Origin of the sequence: Ferrimonas sediminicola (assembly GCF_005116715.1) — a bacterium.
Classification (GTDB): domain Bacteria; phylum Pseudomonadota; class Gammaproteobacteria; order Enterobacterales; family Shewanellaceae; genus Ferrimonas; species Ferrimonas sediminicola.
Window position 1 is genome coordinate 163,859 of the sequence record NZ_SWCI01000001.1, and the last position, 15,655, is coordinate 179,513.

A 15,655-nucleotide genomic window follows, 5' to 3' on the forward strand; every position below is an offset into this window, starting at 1 on the left:
GCTGGGTGGGATTAGTGGCCCTTGTGCACGATGTCGATGCCGAACTCCTTACCCTCGCCGTGGCAGGTGGCACAGCTCTCCACCGGCAGGTTGGGGCTGGTGTCGGGACTGCTGTCCACCGTGGCGCCCATGCTCTCGAAGTGGGCCATGGCTGCCTGACCTGAGTGGGCGTGGCAGGCGCGGCAACTGGCGGCGACCGGTGTCACGTACTGGTCGGTACCGATGGCGATGGCCCGTTTACCGGAGGTCAGGCCGCCGTCGGCGGCAAACAGCGACTGGCCCGGGGTGTGACAGGCGCCGCAGTCGTTGATGGCACTGGGGTAACCCTCGAGCTCGGCGTCGCCGTCGAGGTAGACGCCGTGGGCCTCTTCGTTGTCCCAGGCGCCGCTGTGGTAGCGGTGTACCACGGTCACCAGGTCCCGGTTGCTGTAGGTCAGGCCGGGCACGGTGGTGAAGGTGCCGTCGTCGTTCACCAGGTTCACCTCTGGATGGAAGGAGCCCGCCCAGGTGCTGTTGTGGCAGTGCATGCACTGGGTAAACTCACTGGCGCCATGGGTGCCCTTCACATGGGTCAGGTTCTCATGACAGCTGTTGCAGTTGGCTTCGGTAACCGTCACCCGCTCCGGTTGGCTGTGGCGAGCCAGGAGCGCCTCGCCGCCATCCAGGTTGAAGTAGGCGACCGGGGCCTGGTTGGCGTAGCCGGTGCCGTCCGCTTCACAGGGCATGGCCATCCCCGCCTCGCCACAGAACTGCACCTCGGCGGTCAGGTAGACGGTGCCGGTCAGGCTGGCGTCCGCCAGGTCCTTGGCCACCGTCAGCACCCCTCCGGTGAGACTGACCCTGTCCCCGTGGATATCCAGGGTGGTGATGCGGGTGACCACGCCGTCGACGGCCACATTGCCCAGCAGGATCCCCCGGCCGGTGTTGGTCATGTAGGGAGTAAAGTCGAAGTCGTCTGCCGCCGGTGCACCGTTGAAGGTGAGGTTGGCGGTGACCGTCAGGGTGCTCAGGTCGTCGTCTAGGCCGTTGTCACTGACCGTTGCGCCGGTAAACTCGAACGCCATGCCGGGGGTGTCCTCCATGGCGGCGCGGCGCATCGGCCTATGGCTGTCCGCCACCGGGCCCGGTAGCCCGGGACCGGCGGGGGGAGCATCGGCGCCGTGACAGGTGTTGCAGCTGCGATCGTTGCCCACGGCGGTGATGTGGTTGGCGGCCGCTTCACTGGTGTGACATCCCTGGCATGCCTGGCCCCAGACGTTGGCCTGCCAGCTGTCCATCTCGCCGTGGCAGTGGCGGCACTGGAACAGTTCGCCGGGGAACCCCACCTCTTCGAAGCCGTCGCGGCGGCCAGCATGGATGCCATGGATCATCGGCGCAAAGTCGGCACTGCCCAGTGCCGGGGTGTGGCAGGCGACGCACTGCTCCACCTTCTGGTAGTTTCCGTGGCGGGAGACGTAGGCGAAGCGCTCATCCCCCTCGGGGTACCCCTCCAGGGCGCCGTGGCACTGAATACAGGCGGCGCTGGCCACGCTGTCCTTCACCGAGGTGGCGGTCTCACCGGTGGCGGGGATGAAATCCGCCGGGGCGGAGAGCACCTTGTCTTCCAGCGTTTCCCCCTCGTCGTTGACCAGGTCGTAGGCGCGGATCACCACCCGGTGCAGGGCGTTGGCATCGCCGTCGGCGAGTACCACCGGGGCGTTGCCGTCGTGGCTCCAGCTGCCGGTGTAGTGGCCGGGATTATCCGGGTCTTCCACCAGGGTGCAGGCGTTCACCTCGTTGCCCCGGGAGCTGGCGGTGCCGGTGGGAGTGCAAAACATGGAGGTGCCAAACTCGTTCTCCTGGGCGTGGTTAAACCACTGCACCGGCGCCCCGAGGTCGCCGTCATTGCTGGCCTGGTTGATCACATAGAGGGCGATGCGGGAGAGGCCGACCAGGGGGACGGTCTCACCCCGGCGGTTCTTGCCGGTGGCGCTGAAGGCCAGGGCAAAGGGGTCGGTGCCGGTGACGGTGATGCTCTCCAGGGTCAGGGTGACGTCGGAGGCGATCTCCGCCCCCCGGGTAAAGTCGTCGGCGGGGAGGCCGGGATCGCCGGGAGGCCCGGCAGGCCCCTCTGGTCCTTGTGCACCGTCGGCGCCGTCGTCGCCGTCACAGGCGCCCAGCATCAAGGTGGAGCCTACCAGCACGGCAAGCCCTAAGCGGTTCCAGAAACTCATCATTACTCTCCTTGTTTTCCTTATAGGGAGGACCAACTAAAAAGTAGTTGAGACCCGTTCATTGCGACAGAGACAACCTTAAAAAAAATTGGAGAATAAATAGCTTACCTTTTTAGTCGGGTACGTCGCCGGCGGTCAGCTGCGGGTGGCAGCAGCGGTATCCGTCCGGTAGCCAGCGCCGGTAGGCGCAGTTGCCGCCGGAGAGCGGCTGGTCGTCCACCTGCTGATCCTCATCGTCGGCGGTGAAGAGAGCGTCGCTGCCGCTGCGCTGAACGTCCCGTTCGGCGGGGGGCGCCACCCCGGGCCACTTTTTTATTTTGGGGCCCCGGCGGGCCGGAGTATCCTAGGTCATCAGCCTAGCCGTCTGTCGGGAGTTCCATGAAGTTTTATCGCCGCCTGCGTCCCTTCGAAGCGATCAGCTTCGACCTGGACGATACCCTCTACGACAACAAGCCGGTGTTGCTGGCGGCGGAATCCAGGCTGTTGGACTGGCTCGGCAGGCATGCCGGTGCGGCGGCGGCCGATGGGAGCTGGTGGACCAGCCAGAAGCGGGCGAGGCTGGCAGAGCAGCCGCAGCTGCGGCACGACACCACCAGGCTGCGTCATCACACCCTGGAGCGGGGGCTGATCACCCTGGGCAGCCGCCCCCGTGAGGCTCGGGAGCTGGCGGATGGCGCCATGGCCCTCTTCCTGGAGTGGCGCTCGGAGATTGCCGTCACCGATGAGGTGAAGCGGACCCTGGACACCCTCGCCCGGACCCGGCCCCTGGTGGCGATCACCAACGGCAATGCCAACCTGGCCCGCTTCTGGCCGGATGCCCCGTTCCAATTCAGCGTCCATGCGGGTCCCGACGGGCGGATGAAACCGGACAGCGATCTCTTTGCGGTGGCGCTGGCCCGCCTGGCGATCGCCCCCGAATCCTTGCTGCACGTCGGCGATCATCCCGGGACCGACATCCAGGGGGCCAACCGCATCGGCTGCCAGAGTGGCTGGTTAACGCCTCCCTATGGCCAGGCCGTTCGTCCACTGGGGCTCAGCCTGCCCACCTTCGCCTTCAGTCGCCTGGACGAGCTGCTTCAGCTGCCGAGCACTGGTTAAATATTCAGTATTTTTTGGTATAGTGCCCTTTTTACCCGCGGAGCCCCCATCATGACAGCAGCCAACCCACACCCCCTTCTTGACTCGCTCAACGACAAGCAGCGGGCGGCGGTGGAGTCGGCCCCCGGTTCGCTGCTGGTGCTGGCGGGGGCGGGAAGCGGTAAGACCCGGGTACTGACCCACCGCATCGCCTGGCTGCTCAATGACCAAGGGGAGAGCCCCTTCGCCATCCTGGCGGTGACCTTCACCAACAAGGCGGCGGCGGAGATGCGTGGCCGCATCGAATCCCTGGTGGGTGGGCCGATGAACCGTATGTGGATTGGCACCTTCCACGGTCTGGCGCACCGACTGCTGCGGGCCCACCATCAGGAGGCGGGCCTGCCCGAGGGGTTCCAGATCCTGGACGCGGATGACCAGTACCGGATGATTCGCCGCATCCTCAAGAGCCTGGACCTGGATGAGAAGCGCTGGCCGCCCAGGCAGGCGATGGGCTACATCAACGCCAAGAAGGATGACGGCCTGCGTCCCAAGCACATCGATGCCGGCCATCACCCCATGGAGCAGACCCTGCTGCGCATCTACACCACCTACCAGGAGGCGTGTGACCGGGCCGGCCTGGTGGATTTTGCCGAGCTGCTGCTGCGCGCCCATGAGCTGTGGCTCAACCACCCCCATATCCTGGCCCACTACCAGGGACGTTTCCGCCACCTGCTGGTGGATGAGTTCCAGGACACCAACGCCATCCAGTACGCCTGGATCCGCCTGCTGGCGGGGAACACCAGCAACGTGATGATCGTCGGTGACGATGATCAGTCCATCTATGGTTGGCGGGGGGCCAAGGTGGAGAACCTCTCCAAGTTCCTCGACGACTTTCCCGGTTCCCAGGTGATCCGCTTGGAGCAGAACTACCGTTCCACCGGTAACATCCTGGCCGCCTCCAACACCCTGATCGCCAACAACGCCGAGCGCATGGGCAAGGAGTTGTGGACCGAGGGGCGTGACGGCGAACTGATCTCCATCTTCCAGGCGTTCAACGAACTGGAGGAGGCGCGCTTCATCGTCAGCCGCATCCGCCAGCACCTGGAGCAGGGCGGGGCACTGTCCGACTGCGCCGTGCTCTACCGCTCCAACGCCCAGTCGCGGGTGCTTGAGGAGGCACTGCTGCATCAGCAGGTGGCCTACCGCATCTATGGCGGCCTGCGCTTCTTTGAGCGCCAGGAGATCAAGGACGCCCTGGCCTATATGAGGCTGGTGGCCAACCGTGGCGACGACGCCGCCTTTGAGCGGGTGGTCAACACCCCGGCCCGGGGCATCGGCGATCGTACCCTGGATATCCTGCGCACCACCGCCCGTCAGCACGGCCTCTCCCTGTGGCGCGCCTGCCAGCAGCTGCTCAACGAGAAGGCGCTCTCCGGCCGCGCCGCCAACGCCGTGCGCGGCTTCCTCTCCCTGGTGGAGGAACTGGAGGAGGATACCCGGGATCTCAGCCTCAAGCTGGCGGCGGACCAGGTGATCCAGCACTCCGGCCTCAAGAGCATGTATGAGCAGGAGAAGGGGGAGAAGGGCCAGGCCAGGGTGGAGAACCTGCAGGAGCTGGTGACCGCCGCCGGTACCTTCGAGAAGCCGGAGGAGGCGGACGAGATGAGCGAGCTCAACGCCTTCCTGGCTCATGCCGCCCTGGAGGCGGGGGAGAATCAGGCCAGCGACAGCGAGGACGCGGTGCAGATGATGACCCTGCACTCCGCCAAGGGGCTGGAGTTTCCCCTGGTGTTCATCTGCGGCGTCGAGGAGGGGATGTTTCCCAGCCAGAAAGCGGTAGAGGAGGGGGATCGCCTGGAGGAGGAGCGTCGCCTCTGTTACGTGGGGATGACCCGGGCGATGGAGAAGCTCTACCTCACCTACGCCGAGAGCCGCCGCATCTACGGCCGGGAGACCTTCGCCAAGGCCTCCCGCTTCCTCAGCGAGATCCCCGAGCAGTATCTGGAACAGATCCGGCCCCAGACCCAGGTGAGCCAGGCCCAGTCGGTGAATCGCTTCAGCCGCACCCAGGAGAGCTTCGACAACACCGGTTTCAAGCTGGGGCAGCGGGTGCGTCACCCCAAGTTCGGCGACGGGGTGATCATCAACTACGAGGGCACCGGTCCCCAGAGCCGAGTTCAGGTGGCGTTCGACGGCCAGGGGATCAAGTGGCTGGTGGTCGCCTACGCCCGACTGCAGCCGGCCTGACCGGCGGCGGTTGCCCGTCGCGGCTTGTCACTCCCTGGCTCAGGACGCCGGACGCCATCCCCCGGAGCCGGGCTGCCAGGGGGGCGCGGCCAACAAAGATTGGCGCAAAAGTCCCCATCCCAGGCCCCCACGCCCTACACTTAAGGAGAGGTTTTCCTTGGGAGGAGGAAGGGACATGGGCATTGCCATCAGCGTCAGTGACTACCTGAATCAACAAGGCATCCCCTTCAAGGTGGTGTCGCACCCCTACACCGAATCTGCCCTGCAGTCCGCCATCAGCGCCGGCATCCCGAAACAGCAGGTGGCCAAGGCGGTGATGCTGCAAGATCACGAGGGCCGCCACCTGATGGCGGTGTTGCCCGCCGACCGTCGCATCCGCCTCAAGCGCCTGGGTGAGATCATGGAGCGCGATTTCAGCCTGATGGAGGAGGTGGAGGCCGCCCGCAGCTTCCCCGATTGCCAGTTCGGTGCCCTGCCCGCCCTGGGCCAGGCCTATAACCTACCGGTGGTGGTGGACGACGCCCTGTCGGATCAGGAGAGGGTTTACTTCGAGGCGGGCGATCACCAGCTGCTGGTGCAGCTGGAGAAGCCGGCCTTCGACAAGGTGATGGGTAAGGACCGTCATGGCCGCTTCAGCGTGCAGCCGACGCTGGATTACGGTCAGCGACGTTGGCTGTAGTCCGGGGCAGGATTACTGCGAAGTTGTTACTGCCGTGATCCAGATCAGTACCCCTCCTTGAGAAGCGTGTATTTTTCGATAACACGTTTCTCAAGGAAGATATTAAAGTGCTGTTACTGAAACGAATTTCAATCAGCAAGAAGCTGTGGCTGCTGGTTATCCTCTCCATTATCGCCACCCTGTGGCTGCTGGTGTTTGCCGCCAATCTCCTGAAAAGCCGCATCAACGATGCCACCGACCAGGCCTTAAAGGGACACCTTGACCAGGCCCACTCCCTGGTGACCTTCTACCAGGGGCAGGCGGCGGAGCTGGGCGAGGAGAATGCCAAGAGCCGGGCGCTGGCGGCCCTGACCCAGCTGAGGTTTGAGGGTAAGCACTATTTCTGGGTTCTGGGGAGCGACGGCACCCTGCTGGCCCACCCCCATCGCCAGGACGCCTTGGGACAGGATATCTCCCGGGAGACCGATCTCAACGGAGTTCCCTTCTGGCAGGAAATGGTCAACCTGGGGCGCGGCCCCGGCGAGGGTTTCCTGAAGTACAGCCTGAAGGGGGACAACGGCGAACCGGTGGAGAAGACCGCCTACGTGATGCGGGATCAGCAGTGGAACTGGGTGATTGGCGCCGGCATCGAACACGCCGACGGTCAGGCCCTGTTCTGGGATCTGGTGATCCGGCTGATCTGGGTGTCATTGATCGCCACCGCGGTGACCCAGCTGGTCAGCCACTTTGTCCGCCGGGACATCGCCACCGCCATCCACGAGCTGGAGGTGGCCTGTGATGCCATGGCCGACGGTGACCTCGGCGATAAGGACAGCCATCTGCACGACCGCCGGGATGAACTGGGTCATCTTGCCCAGGCCCTGGGCAAGATGCGCCAATCTCTGGTGAAGGTCCTCTCCGAGGTGAAGCTCACCGCCACCGACGCCCAGGAGCAGGCCCTGGCCCTGGCGGATTCCGCCCAGGCCAGCCGTCACTCCATCGAAGAGCAGCAGTCCCAGCTGCAGCAGGTGGCCACCGCGGTCAATGAGATGAGTCACACCATTGGTGATGTGGCCCACAACGCCGAGCAGACTGCCGCCACCACCCACGCCGCCAGCGACAGCAGCGAGCAGGGGCAGCAGCGTATGCACCAGGCCGAGGCGAGGATCAACGAGCTGGCCCAGAGCGTCAGTGCCAGTGCCGACCGCATCCGCGAACTGCACCAGGGGGTCCAGGCGATCAGCGAGATCACCGAGGTGATCAACGGCATCTCTGAGCAGACCAACCTGCTGGCGCTCAACGCCGCCATCGAGGCGGCCCGGGCGGGTGAGCAGGGGCGGGGCTTTGCCGTGGTGGCGGATGAGGTGCGCGGGCTGGCGGCCCGAACCCGGGAGTCCACTTCCCAGGTGCAGAGCACCATCGAAACCCTGCAGCGGGGGGCCCTGGTCTCCGTGGAGGCGATGGGCAGCTGCACCACCCTGGCCAGTGACAGTGCCGCCGAAAGCAAGACGATGGCCCAGGAGCTGGAGCAGGTGGTGACCCGCATCCGGGATGCCAATGATCGTGCCGGCCAGATCGCCACCGCCTCGGAGCAGCAGAGCGCCGTGGCCGAGGAGATCAACCAGAACCTGATCCGTGCCAACGAGTCGGGCAACGAAGTGGGACAGCAGGCGGAGCAGGTGGCCAGGCAGAGCCAGGCGCTGCTGGATCATGCCGCGTCATTGCAGAACCAGTTGCAGAGATTCAGCTTCAGTGGCTAGTAAGCCGCTGTAAAATCTGATCTGGATCACGCATAATGGCCACAGTTGAAACCATCAGAGACCGTGCACGGATGATGTTAGCCGTTATGCGTGATCGCCTGGGGCCCTACATGAGGCTGGCCAGGCTGGATCGCCCCATAGGAACTTTCCTGTTGCTGTGGCCCACCCTCTCCGCCATCTGGCTGGCGGCCCACGACGGTGCCCCAGAGACCCGGGTGCTGCTGGTGTTCTTTATTGGTGTCTGGCTGACCCGGGCCAATGGCTGCATCATCAACGATTACGCCGACCGGGATCTGGATGGGCATGTGGAGCGGACCAGGGGACGCCCCCTGGCCAGCGGCGAGCTGCAGGCCTGGGAGGCACTGGCGCTGTTTGTGGTGCTGGGATTGATCTGCTTCTCGCTGGTGCTTACCCTCAACACCCTGACCATCATGATGAGCTTCGTCGGGATCGCCCTGACGGTCATCTACCCCTTCACCAAGCGTTTCTTCCCCGGCCCGCAGATGGTGCTCGGGGTGGTGTGGAGCTGGTCGATCCCCATGGCCTTTGCCGCCCAGACCAACTCGGTGCCGGCGGAAGCCTGGATCATGTTCCTGGCCCACTGGTGCTGGACCGTGGCCTACGACACCATGTACGGCATGGTCGACAAGGAGGATGATCTCAAGGTGGGGATCCGTTCCACCGCCATCTGGTTCGGCCGCTGGGACAGGCGGATCATCGCTTTGTTGCAACTGGTCTGCCTGGGGTTGCTGCTGACTCTGGGAGGGCGCTTGGGGCTGGCTTGGCCCTACTACCTGGCCATGACGGCCATGGCGGCGCTGTTCCTCTATCAGCATTGGCTGATTCGTCATCGGGACAGGGCCATGTGCTTCAAGGCGTTCCTCAACAACAACTGGGCCGGCCTGGCGCTGTTTACCGGGGTGGTGGCCAACTACGCCCTCAGCTGAGCCAGGGGCTCCCAAGACAAAAAACACCGCCAACCGGCGGTGTTTTTTTGGTGCTTAAGTCGCGCAGCACTACTTCATAAAGGCGTAGGCATCGCCGTAGAGGTGGGCTTCATTCACGCCGTGCTGGCGGAACGCCTCACGGGCGGCTCCGGCCATCTCGAAGCGGCCGGCGATGTAGATGTCGTACTCCCCCAGCCCGACGAAGTCGCTGCAGACCGCATCGATCACCGTGCCTTGACGCTCACCCTCAACCGCCTGGTCGAACACCGGCACGAAGGTCAGATGGGGCAGGGTGCTGGCCCACTGCTGCACCTTGTCGGCCAGGTACATCGCCGCCCGGTCGCGACACCCCCAATAGAGGAACGTGGTGGTGGTGTCCCCCTGGGCGATCAGGGTCTCCATGATGGCGTTGATGTAGGAGAAGCCGGTGCCGCCGGCCACCAGCAGCCTGGGGCGGTCGCTCTCCTGGCGCAGAACGGCGTCACCGAAGGCCAGCTCCACCTCGATGCTGTCGTTCGCCTGGAGGCGCTCGATCACCTGCATGGCGTAGCTCTCTGCCACCGAAGCGCCGATGTGCAGCTCAATCTGGCTGGCGTCCAGCGGCGTGGAGGCGATGGAGAAGGGGCGCTTGTCCTCGTCGTCCATCACTACCGTCAGGTACTGGCCCGCCTTGAACTGGACCGGTTGCTCCGGGGTGAGGATGACCTTGAAAACGGTATCGCAGAAGGGGGTCACCGACGCGATCTTACAGCTGATCCTTTGCATTGAGTTCTCATTCTTATTCCGGGGTGCGCGCATTGTAGCGCGAACGTTGACCCTGGGGCCAGCAATGCCCCAGGGCGGCAGTAGGATATTTTCGATCGGGCTAATCGATGCCGAGATCGGCCCAGCGCTCATCCACCCGCCGTTTCACCTCGTCATCCATGACGATGGGTTCGCCCCATTCGCGCTCGGTCTCCCCGGGCCACTTGTTGGTGGCGTCGATGCCCATCTTTGAGCCCAGCCCGGCCACTGGCGAGGCGAAGTCCAGATAGTCGATGGGGGTATTGTCCACCATCAGGGTGTCCCGGCTGGGATCCACCCGGGTGGTCAGGGCCCAGATGACGTCGTTCCAGTCGCGGGCGTTGACGTCGTCGTCACAGATGATGATGAACTTGGTGTACATAAATTGGCGCAGGAAGCTCCAGGCCCCCATCATCACCCGCTTGGAGTGGCCGGGATACTGCTTCTTGATGGTGATCACCGCCATCCGGTAGCTGCACCCCTCCGGGGGCAGGTAGAAGTCCTCGATCTCCGGATACTGCTTCTTGAGGATGGGGACAAACACCTCGTTCAGCGCCACCCCCAGCATTGCCGGTTCATCCGGCGGCCGGCCGGTGTAGGTGCTGTGGTAGATGGCGTCCCGGCGCATGGTGATGTGGGTGACGGTGAACACCGGGAAGCGTTCTACCTCGTTGTAGTAGCCGGTGTGGTCGCCGTAGGGGCCCTCCTCCGCCTCCTCGCCGGGCTCCAGGTAGCCCTCGAGAATGATCTCGCTGTGGGCGGGCACATCCAGGTCGTTACTGACCGACTTGACCACCTCGGTGCGCTCACCCCGCAGCAGGCCGGCGAAGGCGTACTCACTCATGGCGTCCGGCACCGGGGTGACGGCCCCTAGGATGGTGACCGGATCCGAGCCCAGGGCCACGGACACCGGGTAGCGCTCCCCCGGGTGCTTATCCTGGAAATCCTTGTAGTCCAGGGCTCCGCCACGGTGGGCCAGCCAGCGCATGATCAGCTTGTTTCTGCCCAGCAGCTGCTGGCGGTAGATCCCCAGGTTCTGGCGTTTCTGGTTGGGGCCCTTGGTGATAGTCAGGCCCCAGGTCACCAGGGGGGCGACGTCGCCGGGCCAGCAGTGCTGGATCGGCAGCTGAGTCAGATCCACGTCGTCGCCGCTGATCACCACCTGTTGACAGGGGGCCCTGGAGACCCGCTTGGGAGGCATGTTCAGCGCCTGCTTGAACATCGGCACCTTGGAGATGGCGTCCTTGAAGCCGGAGGGCACCTCGGGCTCCTTGAGGAAGGCCAGCAGTTCGCCCACTTCCCTCAGGGCGCTGCTGTCCTCGCGGCCCAGGGCCATGGCCACCCGCTTGGGGGTGCCAAACAGGTTGGCCAGCACCGGCATCTGCTTGTCCTTGACGTTCTCGAACAGCAGGGCGGGGCCGCCGCCGCGCAGCACCCGGTCGCTGATTTCGGTCATCTCCAGGTGGGGATCCACCTCTGCGGTGATCCGCTTGAGCTGCCCCTCCTGCTCCAGGTGGTTGATGAACTCTCGTATATCCCTGAATTTCATGCGATAGTCTCTACATTACTGACTGCAATCGTTCCCGAAAGTGGTCATGACATCATTGCCTCACAGTATACTGGTCCTGGCACCTGCTGTCGCCGCCTACAACCCATTGAGATAAGGAAGAGAGATGGACATAGGTCTTCTAATCGAGCTGCTGGGTCCCAGCATCATCTTTGTGGTTTTCGCCCTGGTGGTGGTGTTTACCGCCGTGAAGATCATCCCCCAGGGGTACGAGTGGAACGTGGAGCGTTTCGGCCGCTACACCACCTCCCTGAAGCCCGGCCTGCACCTTATCGTCCCCTTCATCGACCGCATCGGCAAAAGGGTCAACATGATGGAGCGGGTGCTGGACATCCCCAGCCAGGTGGTGATCAGTAAGGACAACGCCAACGTGACCGTCGATGGGGTGACCTTTATCCAGGTGGTGGACGCCGCCCGTGCCTCCTACGAGGTGAACGACCTGGAGAACGCCATCCAGAATCTGGCAATGACCAACCTGAGGACGGTACTGGGTTCCATGGAACTGGATGAGATGCTCTCCCGCCGGGACGAGATCAACGACCGGCTGCTGGCGGTGGTGGATGCGGCCACCCAGCCCTGGGGGGTCAAGGTCACCCGTATCGAGATCAAGGATATCGCACCGCCGCGGGAGCTGATCGAGGCGATGAACGCCCAGCTCAAGGCGGACCGTTCCAAGCGTGCCGAGATCCTGGAGGCGGAGGGGGTCAAACAGTCCGCCATCCTCAAGGCGGACGGTGAGAAGCAGGCGGCGGTGCTGCGCGCCGAGGGCGAGCGCCAGGCCGCCTTCCTGGAGGCGGAGGCCAGGGAGCGTCAGGCGGAGGCGGAAGCCAATGCCACCACCACGGTGTCCAGGGCCATCGCCCAGGGTGATCTCAACGCCATCAACTACTTCATCGCCCAGAAGTACACCGAAGCCCTGGCCAACATCGGCACCGCCGACTCCAGCAAGCTGGTGCTGTTGCCGATGGAGGGCAGCAGTCTGGCGGGCTCCGTCGCCGGCATTACCGAACTGATTGAGACCGTGAGGAAGCAGTCGTGATCGATCTCTTCCTGTCGATGAACGCCACCTACTGGCTGATCCTGGGGCTGTTGCTGCTGACCCTGGAACTGCTGGGGGCCGGGGGATACCTGCTGTGGATCGGCGGAGCTGCCCTGAGCACCAGTGTGGTGGCCCGCCTCAGTGATATCCGGGCGGAGAACCAGTGGGTGCTGTTTGCCACTCTGTCGGTGCTCCTTACCCTGGCCTGGTACCTCTATCAGCGACGCCGCGACAGACTGGGCCGGCAACGCAGCGGCCTCAACCAGAGGGCCCGGGCCCTGGTGGGCAGTTCCTGCCTGATCCTGACCCGGGTCACGCCCCAAGGCGGGCGGGTGAAGCTGGGGGACAGCAGCTGGCTGGCACGCTCCGAAGGGGAGGAGATCCTGGAGGAGGGGACCCAGGCTCGGGTCATCCGAGTCGAGGGCACCCTGCTGATGGTGACAGCCAAGGATCCCAAGCGCGGCTAGTCCGCCCTTGGCCGTTTGGCCCAGCGGCCGTCGAGGCCAAAAAAAGGGCCACCCTGATGGGTGGCCAAACTCGTGATGAGAGTCTCGAAAGAGGGGGCCCTCCTGGCCCTATTCCTACACTCTTACTCATGGCAGTGGCCGCAGCTTTCGCCGGCGGGGTGCGCCTTGTGCACCTGGTGGCAGTCGGCGCACTCCAGGTTTCCCTGGTGAGTTTCCCCCTTCAACTCGGCCAGCGCACGATCTCAGCGTTCATCATCCTCGCCCTTATCGGTTGTTGTCTCAGGCCACGGTCATCTGGCCGGCGTAGAGGACGAAGTGACGCAGGGCGAACACCCCAATCAGGGTCAGCAGGCAACTGGTGACCACCATGGCGTTGCTCTGTTTGATCCGTTCCGGCAGCCAGCGGTTGAGGGCCGCGGGCACCATCATGCCGCCGACCACCACCAGTCCCCAGAAGATCGCCGACCAGAAGCCGCCGCCGAGGGCCACCTTGGCGGCCACCAGGCTCTGTCCGCCCGCAAACGCCAGGCCGACGAAGAAGGCAAACAGCAGGAAGGCCTCGGTGATCACCACCGGGGTCTCCAGGTGGTGCACATAGTGGATATCCTCATCGGTGGGCTTGTGCTTGAACAGGGCCAGGCTCATCAGGATCGCCGCGCCGATGCCGGAGGAGATCCCGGAGACCAGGAACAGGATCGGCAGGATCGGGTTGTTCAGCATGGGGTAGCCCTTGAGGGCGGACAGCAGGAAGCCGGTGTAGGCTCCCAGGATGATCGCCAACACCGCCAGGGCGTTCTCGATGGGGCGGGCATGGCGGCACAGCCAGTTCACCAGCCTGACGAACCGGGGCAGGGCCACATCCAGTTTTTGCAGCGGGCCGGCGAAGGCGATCAGCAGCCACACCAGGAGCACGCCGATGTAGAGCGACGCGGCGATAACCCCTAGGCTCATCACCGAGGTGGGGTTGTAGAACACCATGATCTTCCAGAACTCCAGGGGCTTGGTCAGATCGAACACCAGCAGCATCAGCCCCACCATGATCGCCAGGGGGCCGACGGCGGCCGCCCCCTGGACGATGCCGCTGTGGTGGGCTGGCAGCCCCTTATTCTCCAGCTTGCGCTTGGTGAGAATGCCCACCAGGGTGGCGCCGGCGGAGACGCCGGCCAGGAACAGGTAGATGGCGATGGGCCAGTGCCACACCAGGGTGTCGAAGTGCAGTACGCTGTCGAGGTTGCTCATCATAGGACTCCGGGTTTCTGGCTGGGGATGCGGAACAGCTTGGGATTGGTGCCCAGATCCAGCTTGTCCCGGACGGTGCGGGCGCTGCGCAGCACCGCCACCAGTTCGCTGTTGCGGTCATTGAGATCACCGAAGATCAGCGCGCCGGTGGGGCAGGCTTCGACGCAGGCGGGCAGTTTGCCCTGGGCCAGGTTGGTCTTGCGGCAGAAGTCGCACTTGTCTGCGGCCTTGGTGACCGGGTTGATGAAGCGCACCCGGTAGGGGCAGGCGGCCAGGCAGTACTGGCAGCCGACGCACTTGAAGGGATCCACGTCGACGATGCCGGTGGCTTTGTCGCGAAAGGCGGCGCCGGTGGGGCAGACGCTGATGCAGGGGGCATCCTGGCAGTGCTGACAACTCTCCCGGGTGAAGGTGTAGTAGGGTTGTTCCTCGGCATGATAGGGACCGTCGATGTTCAGCTTGAGACGGTTGACCCCCTCGGGGACCTGGTTGACCTTGCGGCAGGCCTGTTCACAGGCGCGGCAGCCGATGCACTTGGTCTCATCGTGGATGAGGGCGAAATTCTTCGGGTTTACCGGGGCGTCGTCGGCCTGGCCGCTGCCCACCAGACCGGCGGCGGCACAGAGGGCGGAGCACCCCAGGAACTCTCTTCTGGTCAGGCTCATAGTGACTCCTTATCCTTGCGGGCGCCGTGACAGTCTACGCACAGCTGGGTGCGCCGGGTTTCAGTGATGCCCCGGATGGGATCCCGGTCCGGATGCAGCCGGTGACAGGCGGCACAACTGAGCTGGTTGAGGTGGACATCATGGGTCCAGTCTGCCGCCCTCAGCTTGCCAGGCTGGTGACAACGGGCGCAGCGCTGGTTCTGAACCGTCACCTCGGTGACGCTGTCCTGCCCATAGGTGATGACCGGTGCTTTCCCCTTGGGGTGTTGCCCCTTGTCACCATGGCAGCTGGTGCAGGCCAACCCCTGGGTGCCGACGCTGGCGTGGACTCCCTCCATGCTGCCGTTGCGCTTGTGGCAACGCAGGCACTGGGTCGATGAGTCCGTTGCCGCCTGGGCCAGGGGCTGCACCCCGGCGATCAGGGCGCAGCTGACCAGGATCGAAATCAGATATCGATCTCTCATAATTTCCTCCGGGGAGAGCGGGAGCCCTTGCGGGCGCCCGGGGTGTTCAGTGCTGGTGATTGATGTGGCGGGGGGCAGAGGCTTTGACCTCCCGCTTCCGTCCTTGGGTCAGGTATTCGTACATGCCGACAACGATCGCAGAGGCGATATAGGGCAGGGCAACGAACAGGACAAAGAACAGGAACAGATAAGGTATAACGACAGTTAAGAAAGTACCGAAGCTCATAATATCCTCCTGGATTTAAAAAGGGCGTTTGCCTTTCTTGGTTATTATTATCTCCATTTAAATAATAGGAATTACTTGATTGCGATCAAATTAAATCAAGCAAATAAATAAAACCAACCTATTTTTTGATCTGGAAAATATTTCCATTTAGGGGAAAAGTATTCTGCGAAAACTAAATAATCATATAGCTTTCTTTCGGTTAACTGATATTCGGTATGTGATTAAGTGCAAGAGCGCGTTGTGTTTTTTGCAATTTGCCTAGCTGTGTCATGATACGGGGTCAGGATTGGGTTAAATCCAGAT

General features: G+C 63.7%; 15 protein-coding genes. 7 read left to right on the plus strand and 8 right to left on the minus strand.

Features of this window, described 5'->3' with window-relative positions; all coding sequences use genetic code 11:
• Positions 1–11 precede the first annotated feature (11 nt).
• Together FCL40_RS00740 and FCL40_RS00745 are read right to left on the minus strand one after the other, a co-directional pair.
• Positions 12–2,213, minus strand: coding sequence for an OmcA/MtrC family decaheme c-type cytochrome (locus FCL40_RS00740; RefSeq protein WP_229360243.1), 2,202 nt, complete (start codon positions 2,211–2,213; stop codon positions 12–14).
• Positions 2,214–2,325: 112 nt separating this feature from the next.
• The gene (locus FCL40_RS00745; RefSeq protein ID WP_136850368.1) at positions 2,326–2,511 is read right to left on the minus strand and encodes a hypothetical protein; all 186 of its coding nucleotides are present in this window, start codon (positions 2,509–2,511) and stop codon (positions 2,326–2,328) included.
• Between the two features lie 80 nt (positions 2,512–2,591).
• Between FCL40_RS00745 and FCL40_RS00750 the strand changes: the two genes are divergently transcribed.
• The 5 genes from FCL40_RS00750 (at position 2,592) to ubiA (ending at position 8,902) form a co-directional block, all read left to right on the plus strand.
• Positions 2,592–3,311 (plus strand): HAD-IA family hydrolase, encoded by a 720-nt coding sequence (locus tag FCL40_RS00750; RefSeq protein ID WP_136850369.1) that lies wholly within the window; start codon positions 2,592–2,594, stop codon positions 3,309–3,311.
• A 51-nt stretch (positions 3,312–3,362) separates the two neighbouring features.
• On the plus strand, positions 3,363–5,537 hold the full coding sequence (gene uvrD / locus FCL40_RS00755) for a DNA helicase II (protein ID WP_136850371.1): 2,175 nt from the start codon (positions 3,363–3,365) through the stop codon (positions 5,535–5,537).
• Between the two features lie 175 nt (positions 5,538–5,712).
• The gene (locus FCL40_RS00760; RefSeq protein ID WP_136850373.1) at positions 5,713–6,216 is read left to right on the plus strand and encodes an aminoacyl-tRNA deacylase; all 504 of its coding nucleotides are present in this window, start codon (positions 5,713–5,715) and stop codon (positions 6,214–6,216) included.
• A gap of 107 nt (positions 6,217–6,323) precedes the next feature.
• Complete coding sequence (locus tag FCL40_RS00765) at positions 6,324–7,955, plus strand: methyl-accepting chemotaxis protein (protein WP_136850375.1); 1,632 nt, start codon at positions 6,324–6,326, stop codon at positions 7,953–7,955.
• Between the two features lie 86 nt (positions 7,956–8,041).
• Positions 8,042–8,902: a 4-hydroxybenzoate octaprenyltransferase gene (gene ubiA, locus FCL40_RS00770; protein ID WP_229360261.1), complete on the plus strand. Its 861-nt coding sequence runs from the start codon at positions 8,042–8,044 to the stop codon at positions 8,900–8,902.
• 69 nt (positions 8,903–8,971) lie between these two features.
• On the opposite strand, the gene fre is transcribed toward ubiA, so the two are convergent.
• Complete coding sequence (fre, locus tag FCL40_RS00775; RefSeq protein WP_136850377.1) at positions 8,972–9,667, minus strand: NAD(P)H-flavin reductase; 696 nt, start codon at positions 9,665–9,667, stop codon at positions 8,972–8,974.
• Between the two features lie 100 nt (positions 9,668–9,767).
• A complete protein-coding gene (gene ubiD, locus FCL40_RS00780) occupies positions 9,768–11,234 on the minus strand; it encodes a 4-hydroxy-3-polyprenylbenzoate decarboxylase (RefSeq protein WP_136850379.1) in 1,467 nt (488 codons plus the stop codon).
• A gap of 124 nt (positions 11,235–11,358) precedes the next feature.
• Between ubiD and FCL40_RS00785 the strand changes: the two genes are divergently transcribed.
• Together FCL40_RS00785 and FCL40_RS00790 are read left to right on the plus strand one after the other, a co-directional pair.
• Positions 11,359–12,291, plus strand: coding sequence for an SPFH domain-containing protein (locus tag FCL40_RS00785; protein WP_136850381.1), 933 nt, complete (start codon positions 11,359–11,361; stop codon positions 12,289–12,291).
• Positions 12,288–12,758, plus strand: a complete 471-nt coding sequence (locus tag FCL40_RS00790) for an NfeD family protein (RefSeq protein WP_136850383.1) — start codon at positions 12,288–12,290, stop codon at positions 12,756–12,758. The genes FCL40_RS00785 and FCL40_RS00790 overlap by 4 nt, the downstream gene beginning before the upstream one ends.
• A gap of 279 nt (positions 12,759–13,037) precedes the next feature.
• Here the strand turns inward: FCL40_RS00790 and nrfD are convergent, their stop codons facing one another.
• The 4 genes from nrfD to FCL40_RS00810 are packed head-to-tail and all read right to left on the minus strand — an operon-like array spanning position 13,038 to position 15,352.
• Positions 13,038–13,997 (minus strand): cytochrome c nitrite reductase subunit NrfD, encoded by a 960-nt coding sequence (gene nrfD, locus FCL40_RS00795; RefSeq protein WP_136850385.1) that lies wholly within the window; start codon positions 13,995–13,997, stop codon positions 13,038–13,040.
• Positions 13,997–14,662 carry a 4Fe-4S dicluster domain-containing protein gene (locus tag FCL40_RS00800; protein WP_136850387.1) on the minus strand — a complete coding sequence of 222 codons (666 nt, stop codon included), beginning with the start codon at positions 14,660–14,662 and terminating at the stop codon, positions 13,997–13,999. Before FCL40_RS00800 ends, nrfD begins: the two co-directional genes overlap by 1 nt.
• Positions 14,659–15,126 carry a cytochrome c3 family protein gene (locus FCL40_RS00805; protein WP_136850389.1) on the minus strand — a complete coding sequence of 156 codons (468 nt, stop codon included), beginning with the start codon at positions 15,124–15,126 and terminating at the stop codon, positions 14,659–14,661. Before FCL40_RS00805 ends, FCL40_RS00800 begins: the two co-directional genes overlap by 4 nt.
• A 46-nt stretch (positions 15,127–15,172) precedes the next feature.
• Positions 15,173–15,352 (minus strand): hypothetical protein, encoded by a 180-nt coding sequence (locus FCL40_RS00810; RefSeq protein WP_136850391.1) that lies wholly within the window; start codon positions 15,350–15,352, stop codon positions 15,173–15,175.
• Between the last annotated feature and the right edge of the window lie 303 nt (positions 15,353–15,655).

Coding starts and splice junctions, on each gene's coding strand:
- nrfD (WP_136850385.1), bottom strand. CDS start 13,997: ATGAGCAACCTCGACAGCGTACTGCACTTCGACACCCTGGTGTGGCAC.
- uvrD (WP_136850371.1), top strand. CDS start 3,363: ATGACAGCAGCCAACCCACACCCCCTTCTTGACTCGCTCAACGACAAG.
- FCL40_RS00760 (WP_136850373.1), top strand. CDS start 5,713: ATGGGCATTGCCATCAGCGTCAGTGACTACCTGAATCAACAAGGCATC.
- ubiD (WP_136850379.1), bottom strand. CDS start 11,234: ATGAAATTCAGGGATATACGAGAGTTCATCAACCACCTGGAGCAGGAG.
- FCL40_RS00785 (WP_136850381.1), top strand. CDS start 11,359: ATGGACATAGGTCTTCTAATCGAGCTGCTGGGTCCCAGCATCATCTTT.
- FCL40_RS00805 (WP_136850389.1), bottom strand. CDS start 15,126: ATGAGAGATCGATATCTGATTTCGATCCTGGTCAGCTGCGCCCTGATC.
- FCL40_RS00810 (WP_136850391.1), bottom strand. CDS start 15,352: ATGAGCTTCGGTACTTTCTTAACTGTCGTTATACCTTATCTGTTCCTG.
- ubiA (WP_229360261.1), top strand. CDS start 8,042: ATGCGTGATCGCCTGGGGCCCTACATGAGGCTGGCCAGGCTGGATCGC.
- fre (WP_136850377.1), bottom strand. CDS start 9,667: ATGCAAAGGATCAGCTGTAAGATCGCGTCGGTGACCCCCTTCTGCGAT.
- FCL40_RS00750 (WP_136850369.1), top strand. CDS start 2,592: ATGAAGTTTTATCGCCGCCTGCGTCCCTTCGAAGCGATCAGCTTCGAC.
- FCL40_RS00800 (WP_136850387.1), bottom strand. CDS start 14,662: ATGAGCCTGACCAGAAGAGAGTTCCTGGGGTGCTCCGCCCTCTGTGCC.
- FCL40_RS00740 (WP_229360243.1), bottom strand. CDS start 2,213: ATGAGTTTCTGGAACCGCTTAGGGCTTGCCGTGCTGGTAGGCTCCACC.